At 60.3% G+C, this 14260-nt stretch carries 7 protein-coding genes; 3 read left to right on the top strand and 4 right to left on the bottom strand.

Annotation, left to right across the window (positions count from 1 at the left end):
* Window positions 1-77 precede the first annotated feature (77 nt).
* Window positions 78-10178: a BapA/Bap/LapF family large adhesin gene (locus ACDO57_RS18330; protein ID WP_370884390.1), complete on the bottom strand. Its 10101-nt coding sequence runs from the start codon at window positions 10176-10178 to the stop codon at window positions 78-80.
* Between the two features lie 757 nt (window positions 10179-10935).
* Between ACDO57_RS18330 and ACDO57_RS18325 the strand changes: the two genes are divergently transcribed.
* Genes ACDO57_RS18325 through ACDO57_RS18315 form a run of 3 tightly spaced genes read left to right on the top strand, consistent with a single transcriptional unit; the run spans window position 10936 to window position 12789 of the window.
* A complete protein-coding gene (locus ACDO57_RS18325) occupies window positions 10936-11463 on the top strand; it encodes a tetratricopeptide repeat protein (RefSeq protein WP_024908319.1) in 528 nt (175 codons plus the stop codon).
* Window positions 11464-11470: 7 nt separating this feature from the next.
* A complete protein-coding gene (locus ACDO57_RS18320) occupies window positions 11471-12001 on the top strand; it encodes a sigma-70 family RNA polymerase sigma factor (RefSeq protein WP_370884389.1) in 531 nt (176 codons plus the stop codon).
* Window positions 11998-12789 carry an anti-sigma factor gene (locus tag ACDO57_RS18315; RefSeq protein WP_048992703.1) on the top strand — a complete coding sequence of 264 codons (792 nt, stop codon included), beginning with the start codon at window positions 11998-12000 and terminating at the stop codon, window positions 12787-12789. Before ACDO57_RS18320 ends, ACDO57_RS18315 begins: the two co-directional genes overlap by 4 nt.
* On the opposite strand, the gene ACDO57_RS18310 is transcribed toward ACDO57_RS18315, so the two are convergent.
* The 3 genes from ACDO57_RS18310 to ACDO57_RS18300 all read right to left on the bottom strand — a co-directional run bounded on the left by ACDO57_RS18310 (window position 12781) and on the right by ACDO57_RS18300 (window position 14195).
* Window positions 12781-13338, bottom strand: coding sequence for a YceI family protein (locus ACDO57_RS18310; RefSeq protein WP_032645317.1), 558 nt, complete (start codon window positions 13336-13338; stop codon window positions 12781-12783). The genes ACDO57_RS18315 and ACDO57_RS18310 overlap by 9 nt on opposite strands.
* Before the next feature lie 68 nt (window positions 13339-13406).
* Window positions 13407-13751, bottom strand: coding sequence for a cupin domain-containing protein (locus ACDO57_RS18305; protein WP_024908323.1), 345 nt, complete (start codon window positions 13749-13751; stop codon window positions 13407-13409).
* Window positions 13752-13838: 87 nt separating this feature from the next.
* A complete protein-coding gene (locus ACDO57_RS18300; protein WP_047348115.1) occupies window positions 13839-14195 on the bottom strand; it encodes a hypothetical protein in 357 nt (118 codons plus the stop codon).
* Between the last annotated feature and the right edge of the window lie 65 nt (window positions 14196-14260).

Genomic DNA, 14260 nt, shown 5'->3' with positions numbered 1-14260 from the left:
ATGTCCCTAATAAAATAAGTAAAGCTTTATTGTTATGCCCGGGCGCTGTGCGCCCGGGTCATCTCTTGCAGGTGCTATCAGGTAATGATGTGTTGCTGGTTAACAAGCTCGTCGTAGGTGGTCTGAACGTTATCAAGCGTAACGAGCGTGGTATTAGTGTAGGTGGACCCCGCACCATCACGGTCGATGGAGATCACAGTGTTGCTACCGCTTTGTGTGACATGGATATAATTCCCCAACGAGGCGGTATTACCGTCCCAGCCCACCAGCAGATCGCCAATGTCGATCTTGTCTCCCTGCGCCAGCGAGAACCCGGTCCAGTGATCGCCTCCGGCGCTGCTGACGTTACCCGCCGTGGCATTCCCCACCGTACTGTTCAGCACCTGGTAAATCAGCGTATCGCCGTAGGCCGTACCGGTGATGGCGTCGTTATGTTCCGAGCTGATGAACTGCGGCGCCATATTGATGGTCAGCGTGGCGCTGTCCGTGTTGCCGTTGGCATCGGTCAGAGTGTAGTTGAAGGTCTCCTTCGAGGTCATGGTTGAGAGCGATACCCCGCTGTTGAGGGTATAGGTGTAATGACCGTCAGCGCCGATCGCCAGGATGCCGTAATGGCCGGTGATGTTCACCGTTGCGCTGCCGGTATACGGATCCAGCGTGGTGGTCACGCCGTTGTAACCGGTCACGCTCAGACGGGTATCCACCGAGTGGAGCTGATCCAGCACGCCGCCAGAGTCGGTACCGTCAAAGATGTTGCCGTTGACGGTGTGGCTGCCTGTGACGTCAAAATCACTCAGCGAGTAGGTGGTGCCGTTCACGCTTGGCGTGATGGTGATGGTCCCCACGCTGAGCCCCGGGACGCTGCCGGTAAAGTTCAGCGTATAGGTCCCGGCGTTGAGATCCAGCCCGGTCAACGGAACGTCGATACTGCCGCCCAGCAGCGAGCCGCCGCTGAAGGAGCCGCTGCGGATCACGCCCGAGCCGTCACTGATGGACCAGTTCACCGTCAGTCCGCCCAGCGCCAGCCCCGAGGCCACGCTAAAGTGCAGCGACGCGTTGTGCAGCGCGGTGTTTGGGTCGACCACGAAGGTTCCGCTGCCGCTGCCCTGGGTTGATGAGAACAGGGCCGTCGTCCAGCTGGCGACGCCCACGGTGGTATCCGAGTAGACCGACGTGTGATGCACCGAGGTGAGGTCAATCGTGCTGCTGACATCGTTGACCGCATTCATCGCCTGCGCGGTTGGGGTGATGTTGAGCGACGCCGTATCCTTCGAGCCGTCAGGCGCGGTAACGGTGTAAACGAAGGTATCCGGCGTGCTGATATGGTCCGCCCCCACGCCGCTTCTCAGGGTATAGGTATACTGACCGGACGAATTGATGGTCAGCGTGCCGTATTCCCCCTGAATGGTGGTGGTGCCGCTGCTGTTGACCGCCACGCCGTTCACTTCGGTAACCAGCGTGCCCGCTGGAACCGGGTCATTCGCCAGCACGTCGCCCGTGGTGGTTTCGCTGATACTCGCCACGCTGTAGACATGATCCTGCAGGACGCTCAGGGTGTAACCCGTCAGTACAGCGATCCCGGACGCGGTATTCAGCAGGAACAGATACTCCCCGGCGGGCAGGTTCAGCGTCAGCTGCGGTGACGTTCCCCCCAGCAGCGGGGCGCGCAGCCAGCCCGACTCGACGCGAACCTGCTCGAAGGTCTGGGTGGCGTTGTTGAACTTATAGACGTACAGATCGAATACCGACGCCAGCGCCACGCCGCCCACGGAGGCCTGGATGGTCATGGTGCGGGTCGTGCCTTCCTCCACGTTGTAAATAATCGGGTTGGTCATGTCGTCCAGCAGGTTAAGCCCCAGCGTGTTGCCGAGATTAATGCCCACCAGGGTAAAACCGTTCTGAGACGAGGCGCCGTTATTAATTTCGTGCACGCTGGTGTCGAAGGTCAGGGCGTTGGTGTCGTCAACGGCGACAATACCGTTGACTACCGTACCGGCACCCAAGGACAGCACCAGCTGTGCCGACGCGCTGACGCCGTTATGGGTGATGGTGTAGGTGAAGCTCTCCGTGCGGCCAATGACCGCGGCGCTGGTGTCGGTCAGGCTGTAGGTGTAGCTGCCGTCGCGGTTAATGGTCAGCGTACCGTACTGGCCCTGAATCACCGTGCCGTCGGCGTTCACGCTGGTGGTGGCGCCCTGGGCGTTAGTGACCGCGGAGATAGTGGTCCCTGCCGGCGCGTTGTCGCTGCCGGCGGTTGGATCCGTATCGAGGATCACGTTGCCGTTGAGGCTGGTTTCACCGGTGACCGTACCCGGACCGGTCTCTTTCACCGCCACGTCGAGGCTGGTGTAGGAGCCGGTCGCCAGCAGGTTGGTGTTGTAGCTGAGCACGCGATAGTTGCCGTCAGCCAGCCCGGTCAGGTTCAGTGAGACGCCGGTTGCGCCGAGGGTCAGCAGATCGGCAAACTGCGGCTGGCCGGTATCCACCACGGTGGTCCAGGCGCCGTTGACGTAATGCTGAACCACCAGCTCCAGGGTATTGAGCAGAGAGAGCACCGCCCCCGTGGCGTTGGCGTTCACCACGATATCCGCGCTGCCGCCGCTGCCCACCGTGAAGTTCACCTGGGCGGTATCGTTGCCCAGCAGCGTCAGGACGTTGCCGACGGCGCCGACCAGCAGGAAGCCGTAATCGCTGTACTGGCTGTTGGTCACGGTTGCCGTGGTGCTGAGGTTCAGCTCTTCGACGTTATTGCTGGCGGAGAGCGGCACCACCGGCGCAAGGGCAGAGCCCGGCAGCGAGGTGTTGCCAGCGGCGTCGGTGGCGGTGATCTGCAGCGTCTGGCCTTCGGTCTGTTTGTTAATGAAGGTGTAGCTGTAGGTGCCGTTGCTGCCCGCAGTGGCGGTCACCGTCGAGCCGTCCGCAAGGCGGATAGCGACGGTGCTGCCTGCTTCCGCAGTCCCGGTCAGGACGCTACCGTCAGCGTTGAAGGTCCCGGTCGGTGCCGTTGGCGCGATCGTATCGACGATAATCATCGTCACGGCGGACGCCACGCTGGTGTTGCCCGCCGCATCGGTGGCCGTGGCGGTGAAGTTATGCGTGCCTTCCGCCAGCGCGGTGGTAGTTTGCGGCAGGGTCCAGTTGCCGCTGCCATCGGCGGTCACCGTACCCACCAGCGTGATGCCATCGTAGATCCGCACCGTGGCATTCGCTTCGGCTGTCCCGCTCAGCGTTGGGCGCGTGTCGTTGGTCGGATTCGTACCGGTCACCGGCCCGGTGACGCTGCCGACATCATCAATGACCGAACTAATGACCGGCGCGGCTGGCGGGAGGGTATCGACGTTAATCACATACCCGGCGGTGGGCGCGCTGGCGTTGCCTACCGTATCGGTAGCGGTAAAGGTCAACGTGTGCGCGCCGTTGCTCAGCGCCGGAGATGGCGTAAAGCTCCACGCCCCACCGGTCGCCGTCACGCTGCCGATTTGCACGCCGTTATCAAAGATTTTCACCGTGGAACCCGATTCCGCCGTGCCGCTGAGCGTTGGCTGCGCGTCGTTGGTGATCCCGCCGTTGGCAATCGGCGTCGCCGCATTGCCCACGTCATCCACGATGCTGGTCAGCACCGGCAGCGCAGGCGGCGCGGTGTCGACAGTGAGGCTGAAGCTGGTGGAGGACACGCTGGTGTTGCCTGCCGCATCCGTGGCCTGCGCGGTAAAGCTGTGCGGACCACTCGCCAGCGTGGTGGTGAGCAAGATACTCCAGCTCCCGCCGCTATCCGCGGTACCCGTTCCGACAAGCGTAGTTCCCTCATAGATCTTCACGGTGGCAAACGGTTCACTGGTCCCGACAAGGCGCGGTAGGGTGTCGTCGGTTGTCTGCCCGGACGTGAGCGGGCCGGTGATGCTGCCCACGTCGTCTATCGCCTGGCTGATAACCGGCGCGTTCGGTGCCGCGGTATCAATAATCAGGGTAAAGTCCGGCGAGATCGGGCTGACGTTACCCGCAGCATCGGTGACCGTGGCGGTCCAGGTATGGCTGCCGCTGGCCAGCGGCGCTGACGGCGTAAAGCTCCATGCCCCGGTACCGTCCGCCTGAACGGTGCCGACCGGCTGCCCGTTCTCATAAACGGTGACCGTGGCGTTGGCGGTCGCGGTGCCGTTCAGCGTCGGCGTGGTATCGTCGGTGCTCTGCCCGGAAGAGAGCGGGGTTTGAATGCTGCCCACGTTGTCACCCGCGGTCGAAATGACCGGCGCCGACGGTACGCCCGTATCCACCGTCAGGTTAAACGGCGTCGTCGTGCTGCCGGTATTGCCTGCCACGTCGGTGGCGTTGAAGGTGATTGCGTGCGGCCCGTCGCCCAGATCGGTGCCCGGGGTGAAGGTCCAGTTGCCCTGGGCATTCACCACCGCCGTGCCAATTTCGCTGCCATCAACGATCACGTGCACTGTGGCACCCACGTCGCCCGTGCCGTTGAAGGTCGGACGCGCGTCGTTGGTCGTGTTGCCCGACGTGAGCGTCCCGGTGACGGGCGCGACATCGTCAATTACGCTGGTCACCACAGGTACGCCAGGGGCTGTGGTATCAACGGTAAAGGCGAACACCGATGAGTTCGCCGAGGCGTTGCCTGCCGCATCCGTTGCATAGACGCGAAGGGCGTAGCTGCCATCGCCCAGCGGCGCGGTCGGCGTAAAGGACCAGTTCCCGCTTCCGTCAACAACCGCAGTACCAATCTGCGTGCCGTTATTCATGATGTGAACAGTGCTGCCTGCCAGCCCGGTGCCGCTGATGGTTGGGGTGCTGTCGTTGGTCACCTGCCCGCTGGTGAGGTTGCCCGTAATGCCGCCAGGGACGTTGTCGTTTACCGTATCCAGCGTCGGAACCGTCGGTGCCGTCAGGTCAACCACCACGCTCCAGGGGGCTGAGACCGCGCTGACGTTGCCCTGCGGATCGGTCGCCCGAACGGTGAAGCTGTGCGAGCCTTCGCCGAGCGCGGTGTCAGGGGTAAACGTCCATGCACCGTTGCTATCAGCGGTCACCACTGCGATCTGCGTGCCGCCATCGAAAATAGTCACCACGCTGTTTGCGTCCGCTGTCCCCGAAAGGGTTGGCGTGGCGTCGTTCGTTTCGCTGCCGCTGACCACCGTGGTGGCAGCGTTACCGACATTGTCCGTAACGTTGGTGATGACCGGCGTGGCGGAAACGGAGTCCACCACGACGGTGAAGCCCGCAGAAGGACCGCTCTGATTCCCCGCCGGGTCTGTCTCGCGGATGGTCAGGACGTTATTCCCCTCAGCCAGAGGCGGCGTGGTGTAGCTCCAGGTGCCGGTATTGCCGATCACCACGCTGTCCAGCAGCACGCCGTTGTTGTAGATGGAGATGGTATCGCCTGCTGCGCCGGTGCCGGTGAGGGTCGGCTGGTTGTCGTTGGTGGTCTGCCCGCTGGTCAGCGGACCGGTGCCGGGGCCGACGTCGTCAATCACGGCGCCGATGGTCGGCGTGCCCGGTGCGGTGAGGTCAACGGTAACGCTGGCCGCCGGAGAGCGGCCGCTGGTCAGGTTATTGAGGGTCGCGGTCACCTCAAAGGTGTGTTGCCCCTCGCCAAGCGCGGCTGGCGTATAGCTCCAGTTGCCGCTGCCGTCGGCAGTGACTGTCGTCAATGGCGTCGCGCTACCGTCCAGGTAGATAGCGATCTGGCTCCCCGCCTGAGCCGTACCGGTGAGGGTCGGGGTGGTGTCGTTGGTGGTTTTGTCTTTCACATCGCCTGTGATCGGGGCGACGTCATCGTTGATCGCCGTGATGACGGGCACCTGCGGCAGGTCGAGCGGTGAATCGGTAACGATAAAGGACGCGCCAGGGCTGGCATTTCCTGCGGCATCGGTAGCGCTTACGGTCAGAGTGGTCGGATCCAGCTGCGCCGGGCTCAGCGCAATGGAGAAGCTGCCGTCGCTTGCGACAACGCCGGTACCAATGACGGTCCCACCGCTGTCTTTCACGGTAACGGTGGTTCCCGCTTCGGCATTACCGGTCAACGGGGTCCCCTCCTGTGCCAGGGACATGTTGGTCGGGTCGGCAGGTGCGGCGGTGTCCACCGTCACGCTCAGCGGCGCAGAGTTTCCGGAGGCGTTACCCGCAGGATCGGTAGCAGAGACGGTGAAGGTGTGCGGGCCATCCGACAGCGTTGTGCCTGCCGTCCAGCTCCAGCTGCCGTCCGGCTGTATCGTGACCGGCACGCCCGACGGGGTACCGTCGATGGAGACGATAACGGTGGTGCCGGGTTCACTGGTCCCGGTAAGGGTCGGCGTGCCGTCGCGGGTGTAGAGCACGTTGTTGGTGAGCTGGCTGTCTGAAACGGCATTAATCTGCGGAATCTCAGGCGCAGCGGTATCGAGCGTGACGGTAAAGACCGCACTCGGCGCGCTGACGTTGCCCGCCGCATCCACGCCTGCAACGGTAATGTTCAGCGGGCCGTCCGTTTGCACTGGAAGCGTCAGGCTCCATTCTCCGTTAGCGACCACGACACGGCCCAGTTCGACGCCGTTGTTGTAGACGATCACTGTCTCACCGTTAACGCCGGTTCCGCCCACTGTCGGCGTAGTATCCGTGATGTAGCCCCCGTTCGGCTCGCCGCCCACGGCGCCAATCACTGGCGTATCCGGCGCCACGGTATCTACGGTGATCGTAATCGCTGGCGACGGGTCAGAGACGTTGCCCGCCTCATCGGTGGCGGTGGCGGTATAGACGTGGCTGCCCTCCGCAATATTACTGTCAGGGCGCCAGCTCCAGTTGCCGTTGCTGTCTACCGTGACGGTACCAACGATAGTTGGCGTGCCGCCGTTGACCGTGTCAGTGATGTTGATAACGTCGTTCGGCGTACCGGTGCCGCTCAGCACCGGGCGCGGATCGTTGGTGGTGCCGCCATCGGGAACGGGACCGGTGATCTGGGTGACGCTGTCAGTAATGACCGGTGCTGCAGGCGTAGCCGGCGGGTCGGTGTCAATGGTGATGGTGACCGGCTGCGACGGGGCGCTTTCGTTGCCCGTGCCGTCCACGTTGGTGACGGTCAGGGTGATGTCATAGGTGCCGCCGGGCAGCGGGGATGGCGGCGTCCAGGACCAGTTGCCGGTATTGTCCACGACAGCGTCACCGATTTTGACACCGTTGCCGTAGATCGTCACGGTATCGCCCGCCGTGCCGGTACCGCTCAGGGTCGGCGTGGTGTCGCGGGTGATTTCTCCCGGGTTCAGCGGCGTTTGCGTTGTGCCGCCGTCAGGATTGACGGTAATTGCCGGGATATCCGGCGTGGCAGGTGCGACGGTATCCACCGTCAATACAAACGGGCTGGAGATAGTGGTATTGCCGGCGGCATCCGTGGCGTGAACCGTCAGGGAATGCGGGCCGTCGGTGAGCGGGGTGACCGGCGTAAAGCTCCAGCCGCCGCTGCCGTCGAGGGAAGCGGTGCCGAGCAGGGTTGTGCCGTCATAGACGGTGATCACCGCATCCGCCGGAGCGGAGCCCTGCAGCAGCGGCTGGGTGTCGTCGGTGGTATCGCCGCTGGTGAGCGGGCCCTGAACGCCGCCGACGTCATCGGTCACGGTGGCAATGGTGGCAGCCGTTGGCGGTGTGGTATCGACGGTCAGGGTGAAGCCGCTTGACGGCTGGCTGGTGTTGCCCGCCGCATCGGTGGCGACAACGGTAAAGGTATGAGGCCCCTCCCCAAGCGGCACGGTGGGGGTATAGGTCCACACGCCGTTGTTGTCGACCGGGGCCGTGCCAAGAACGGTGCCATCCAGGCGGATGGTGACCGTCGAGCCTGGTTCAGCCGTGCCGTTGAGCGTCGGCGTGGTGTCGTTGGTGCTGTCGTTCGGGTTGAGCGCGCCGAGGCGCTCCGGCACATCATCCAGCACCTGGGTAATAACCGGGGCAGCAGGCGCGACGCTGTCAATTGTCAGCGTCCAGGTGTTGGAGACGCCGCTGGTGTTACCTGCCGCGTCGGTCGAGACGGCGGTCAGGGCGTGCGGACCCTCACCGATTGGCGAGGACGGCGTAAAGGTCCATGCGCCGAGACCATCGGCAACGGTTGTGCCAATTTCAACACCGTCCACGCGCAGGCTGATCGTCGCGTTTGCTTCGGCGGTACCGCTGAGCGTCGGGGTGGCGTCGTTGGTCGTGGCATTTGGGCCGAGTAAGCCAACAATTCCACCGGGCACATCGTCCACGACTTGTGAAATCACCGGGGCGTCAGGTGCCGTCCCGTCGACGTTAATTGTCCATGCGGTTGATATTCCGCTCTGGTTACCGGCGGCATCCGTCGCCGTTGCCGTCAGCACGTACGTGCCATCGGTCAGCGGTGTGGGCGGCGTAAAGCTCCACTGGCCAGAGGAGGGAACAACCACCGTACCGAGGACATCGCTACCGTTGGAGATCGTGATGGTCGAGCCAGCTTCACCCGTTCCGTTAACGGTTGGCGCCCGGTCGTTTGTAAGCCCGTTAGGGCCCACGGGGCCTGTGGTGGCCTGCACGTCATCAATCACAGATATGATAACCGGTGTCTGCGGCGGGGTAATATCCGGTGCCGCCGCGGAGGTGGTTGGACTGGTGTTGCCTGCCGTGTCGGTGGCGTCAGCGGTCAGGATTTCGCCGTTGAGCTTCGGCGGGGTCAGCGTCAGGCTGAAGTTACCCTGGCTATCGGCAACAACTGGATTGCCAACGAGTGCGCCGCCTTCACGGATAGTCACGGTGCTGCCCGGCTCTGCAATGCCGCTGATGGTGCCGCCATCATTCGAAACGACGAGGTTTCCAGGGGCTGACGGCGGGGTAGTATCCACAGTAAAGGTGACAGGTGCTGATGCCGTACTCTGGTTTCCGGCGGCATCGGTTTCAGTGACGGTTATGGAGTGTGTCCCGTCGGGGAGCGGAGCGTTTGGCGTAACGCTCCAGGTACCGTTGGGCTGCACCGTCGTTGTGCCAATCGCCACGCCGTTATCATAAATGGTGATGGTTCCTCCTGGCTCGCCCGTTCCCGCCAGGAGCGGCAGTGAAGCATCCGTAGGCGCGCCCGACGTAATGGTCCCCCTGATAAGACCTGTATCGTCGGTCAGCACAATCGCGGTCGGAGCGTCCGGCGGAGTAAGATCCACCGTAAGAGTAAACACCGGTGAGGCTGGCCCGGTGTTGCCGGCGGCGTCGGTTGCCTTCACGGTAATCTGGTGAGTGCTTTCACTCAGGTCAACTGACGGAGTAAAGGTCCAGGTGCCGTTGCTGGCGACGATTGCCGTACCAATAGCGACTCCGCCGTCATAAATCGTCACGGTCGAGCCCGCCTCGCCGGTGCCGGTAAGCTGTGGGCGCTGATCGTTGGTGCTGCCGCCGTTGGACACCGTCCCCGTCTGCGGGGCAATATCGTCGATTACACTGCCAATCGTTGGCGCATCGGGCGCGGTTATGTCCGGCGCGTTGAGCGTTGTGCCCGGGCTGGTATTCCCGGCGTTATCCGTCGCGGTGGCAGTCACCTGCTCGCCGTTGGTCAGCGGTGTTCCGAGGGAGACGGTAAAATTGCCGTCGCTGCCCGTTTTTCCGGTGCCAACGACATTGCCGTTCGCGTCTTTCAGCGTGATAGTGCTGCCGGGTTCGGCGGTACCGGTAACGGTCTTGCCATCTGAAGAGAACTTAATACCGGAAGGTGCATTCGGCGGCGTTGTGTCCGGATCGGCAGGATCGACGGGGGGGGTGGTACTATTGTTATTACCGCCATCTCCGCCACCGCCGCCGGTACTTGCCGCAGCCGCGATACCGCCTGCAGCGACAATGCCGCCGAGGGCCCATGGCCAGAAGGCGGCACCACCGGCATCACTTCCTGACGCCGCAAGCAGTACGTTCGTAGACGCGATAGATTCGTACGTGGCGGCCCCGGCTGGATCTTCAATCCACCATAACGCGCCGTTGCTGTCCTGCAGTACCAGCTGGCTCACGCCCTGCGCGTCCGTGACGTAGAAATTTTTTACAGTGATCACCTCGCCGGAGTGCAGCGTAACCAGCAGATCGTTACCACTTCGCGCGAAGTGGGAGACACTCGCTCGCTCGACGTGAAGCTCAACGATGGAGGAATGGCTCAGCGTGACCTGTGTGCCTTCCATTTTCGTTTCTACGCCAGTAAGTTTCGAGATTACAGAGATTTGGCTCATTTAGTTATTACTCCAGCAGATGTGTCATAAACGGCGAGCAAGACGAGCCATCTCTGCAGAAGGTAAAGGGCGCCCCCGGCGCAGTCGCTGTTATAACGCAGCACTGACCGTTTTTTTAGCGCGCACGATGCCCGCCAGGATTCAGAGTGGCAACATCAGAGCGAATCTAATTTTTTATGCAAGAGAACCGTTTTATTCGTGTTTTATGTTTTGTAAAACCCTGTAATTAATAGAGGAATTATTTTTGAGGATATAAAATTGATATAGACAGAAAACATGGGTTGTGCAAATTAAGCTTTCGCAAATAAGTGCGAAAACAAGGTGGAAGGCATTGGTATAGTGATGTCGTCAATAATTAGGATGATGCAATCAGTTGTTTTATATGGCTTTAATTTTAGTATGTAATGTTTTTTCTTAGCGTGGTTTACGCACTGCGATAATTGGTAGGGAATGTTTTGAATATAATGTAAAACGATATTCTTTAGGTTTGCTTAATGTTCATTTAAGTTAAGGTAACGTTTTTGATATAAAATATATTATGTCACTTGCACTATAAAATATATTCTTATGTGAAGTTAAAACTCTGCTATCACGCGAAATAATAACGTTAAGGAGAGGATGAGATAACCTGATTTATTTTCATTGGGCTACAACGTCAGCATGATTTCGCGGCAGCAAAAAAATGACGCGGAGAATGAATAAAACTCATCAGTCGGACGTTTACTGACGTCACTCCCAACTCACCCTGGAGCTTTATATGAACACGACCTCGTTTCGTTTGATCCCGGTGCTGATTTTTTCCCTGCTGTCCCCACTGGCGCTGGCGATGGGCAATAATAGTACCGAGAGCAAAACGCCCGACTGTCCTGCCGGACAGGTGTATGACAGCGCTACTCAGAAATGCGTGCCGGACAAGAGCAGCAGCCTCAGCGACCAGGACAAAACCAACTATGCGTACCATCTCGCGAAGAAAGGAGAGTACCAGGCGGCGCTGAATCTGCTTGATTCGCTGAAAAATGGCAATACGGCTGAAGCGTGGAACTATCGCGGGTTCGCCACGCGCAAACTTGGTCGTACGGACGAAGGCATTGGTTACTATCAGCGTGCGCTGGCTATCGCCCCGGATTATGCCAAAGCCCGGGAATATCTCGGTGAAGCGTGGATGGTAAAAGGACGTCCTGACCTCGCGAAAGAACAGCTGAAGGTCATTGCCGGTATTTGTGGCCAGTCCTGCGAGGAGTACCGTGACCTGCAGGCCGCCATTAACGGACATCCGGAATCCTGATTTTCTCGTGGAGGGAAAGCCCATCGCTACCAGTGAGGTTCGTCAACAGTTAGCCGCACATCTGTCGCGTCTCTGGCGCTATGGGCTGGTGCTGTCGCGAAACAGGGATATCGCCGAAGAGCTGGTTCAGTCCACCTGCGTGCGTGCGCTTGAAAGGAGTAGCCAGTATATGCCGGGCACACGCATCGACAGGTGGCTGTTCGCGATACTGCACTCCATCTGGATCTCTGAGCTTCGGGCTCGACACGTGCGTCAGGGGCAGGGATTTGTGGCCAGCGACGAGCTTCTGGCACCGGACACCCGCGAACAGGATGAGACGCGTCTGCATTACCTTAAGGTGATGCAGCGCGTCAACACGCTGCCTGAAGCCCAGCGCAACGCGGTATTTTTGGTTTATGTCGAAGGATTTACCTACCAGGAGGCGGCGGACACCCTGGCGGTGCCGATCGGTACCGTGATGAGCCGGCTGGCAACGGCACGGGCGGCGCTTGCCAGGTCCGCTGACGCACTGCCTCCGGTAAAGGAGAAACGCTATTGAACGCGCACCGTTTTGCACCGCCCTATAACGACGACGCTATCGTGGCATGGATAGATGGCGAGATGTGCCGCGCCGACGCGCAGCATTTTGAAGAACAGTTGAAACGTGATGAACGCCTCGCCGGGCGAACCAACGAACTGATGAAAAGCAGCCAGGATTACGCCGGGGCGTTTGCCTCCCTGCTGGATGACGCGCCTCTGGAGACAATGCAGGCGCGTCTGGCTGCTATTCCCGAACCACAGTCCTCCACGGCGCCTGGCGTTAGCAGGCGGTCGCTGATTGCCGCATCGATCAGCTTTTTGATGATCGGCTCCGGGCTGGGCTATCTGCTGCGGCCCGCTTCCGCGCCAGCGGATGAGAACGCCCATATTCGCGACCTCGAAGCGCAATATATGTCCCTGTACAGCGTCGAGACGCTGCTGGATATGGACAGCGCAACGCCGATCCTGCAGCGCGGGCTGGAACGGGCCGCACAGGATATCGGCATAAAGCTGCACATGTCGCAGCTAGTCCTGCAGGGGGCAGAGTTGAAGATGGTGCGAATGCTGCGCTATGAAACCACCTCTATCGCGCAGATTGCCTGGATCAACGCCGACTTCGGCCCGATGGCGCTCTGTATTTCTCCTGTTGACGAGAAGACCAGGGCCTCTCTGCGCCAGGAGCAGCGGCACAGCATGAACCTGGCGTGGTGGCAGGAGGCGGGCTACCAGTTTGTCCTGATTGGTCGCAATCCGCCGTCTCACCTGCGGGGAAATGCGGAGCAGCTACAGCGGCTCATTTCAGGATGACGGCACGTCGTTTGTCTTAATCGCAATGGCGATGGCAATACGATCGTCCACGACCAGCGCAAACTTATCCATCCCGTAGGACGCGCGCGAGATCGCCGTGGTGGCATCCAGGGTGAGGACTTGCGCATGCGGGTCTTTCACCACGGCCTCCAGGAGCACCGGGCGGGCAATGTTACGCACGGTCAGCGTGCCGAACACCCTGAACCGCCCGTCACCCAGGGCGACCACGCGAGAGCTGATGAACTCGATAGTCGGGTAGTGCTCAGAATCAAAAAACATATCGCTTTTCAGCTGCCAGGTAAGCAGCTTGTTTGAGGCCACCAGAGTTGCTACGGGAATGGTGACGTGAATATGATCGTCGACGTCGTTTTCCGGGTTGAGCGTCACGGCGCCCGTCACGCCGCTGAACGTCGCCCAGGAGAGGATGCCGCCGAAGGCATGCCACGATAGCCGAATGGCGGTGTTATCGGTGTCGATAATGTAGCTTTTTGGGGCAGCTAATGCCCACGGACAAAACAAAATCAGCACTATCACCAGGCGTCGCAGCATCTCAGGATCTCTTTTAAGGGGGCAGGGAGTAAACGCGTCACCCCCGGGATCTATTCGACTTTTGTGCGTCAGGGTGTTTTAACGATATCCACCGAGATTTCGACGGCGGCGATCGGGCCCCGATTTTCCAGCCAGTGGACCGTATTATGGTCTTCCGGCCACCCGACGCCGGGACCGTAATCGGTGGCGATACCGTTACGATGATCGGTGATGGTCCCCTCAAGGATAAAAACGGTACCGGGGCGATCGATATGATCGTGCACTGGACCAAAGACCGCGCCGGGGGCGAGCGTCACCCTGCGCATGCGAAGCTGTCGACCGTCCATGCCTGCGATCTCCGGGCCCAGATCGACGATGGAAAGCAGTTCAACGGTAACGCCCTGGGTTTCTGGTGCGGTTTCTTTGTGGCTCATGGCGGTGTCCTCCTGAAACAAGTTTAGCCTTCAGGAAGCAGGGCGGGAGGGAATAAAAAAGGCCGCGTATGCGGCCTTTCGAAGGGATTACTCAGTGACTTTCTTTTCCAGTTCGCTGGCACCTTCTTTGGTTTTGTTCCAGCCTTTCTCTGCGCCTTCTTTGGTGGCATCCCACCCTTTCTCGGTGCCTTGTTTGGTTTTATGCCAGGCTTTCTGGGAATCTTCGCTGACCTTGCTGCCAAAGCTTTCGCTTTTACCTTCCGCAGCATGCTTCTGTTTCAGCTTCAGCTCTTCACCTTTATTCTGCTCTTCGTGCAGTTTTTGCTTTGCCTCGTTGGCGTTTGCGTTCGCCGCCGCGACGGTATCGTCAGTTGCATGTGTGGTCGCAGCAAATACTGGGGAAGCCAGCAGAACGGCAGATAATGCGATAATTGTTTTTTTCATAATATCCTCATTTAACGTTATCGGTTATGAGCGTGATTCAGCATGGCACAGGCGAAGCGGGATGG

This window comes from Enterobacter cloacae complex sp. 2015409 (assembly GCF_041365315.1).
GTDB lineage: Bacteria > Pseudomonadota > Gammaproteobacteria > Enterobacterales > Enterobacteriaceae > Enterobacter > Enterobacter pseudoroggenkampii.
The sequence above is the reverse complement of the archived record's forward strand: the minus strand, read 5'-3'. Positions and strand labels throughout refer to the sequence as shown.

Coding starts and splice junctions, on each gene's coding strand:
- ACDO57_RS18305 (WP_024908323.1), bottom strand. CDS start 13,751: ATGAGCCACAAAGAAACCGCACCAGAAACCCAGGGCGTTACCGTTGAA.
- ACDO57_RS18300 (WP_047348115.1), bottom strand. CDS start 14,195: ATGAAAAAAACAATTATCGCATTATCTGCCGTTCTGCTGGCTTCCCCA.
- ACDO57_RS18310 (WP_032645317.1), bottom strand. CDS start 13,338: ATGCTGCGACGCCTGGTGATAGTGCTGATTTTGTTTTGTCCGTGGGCA.
- ACDO57_RS18330 (WP_370884390.1), bottom strand. CDS start 10,178: ATGAGCCAAATCTCTGTAATCTCGAAACTTACTGGCGTAGAAACGAAA.
- ACDO57_RS18325 (WP_024908319.1), top strand. CDS start 10,936: ATGAACACGACCTCGTTTCGTTTGATCCCGGTGCTGATTTTTTCCCTG.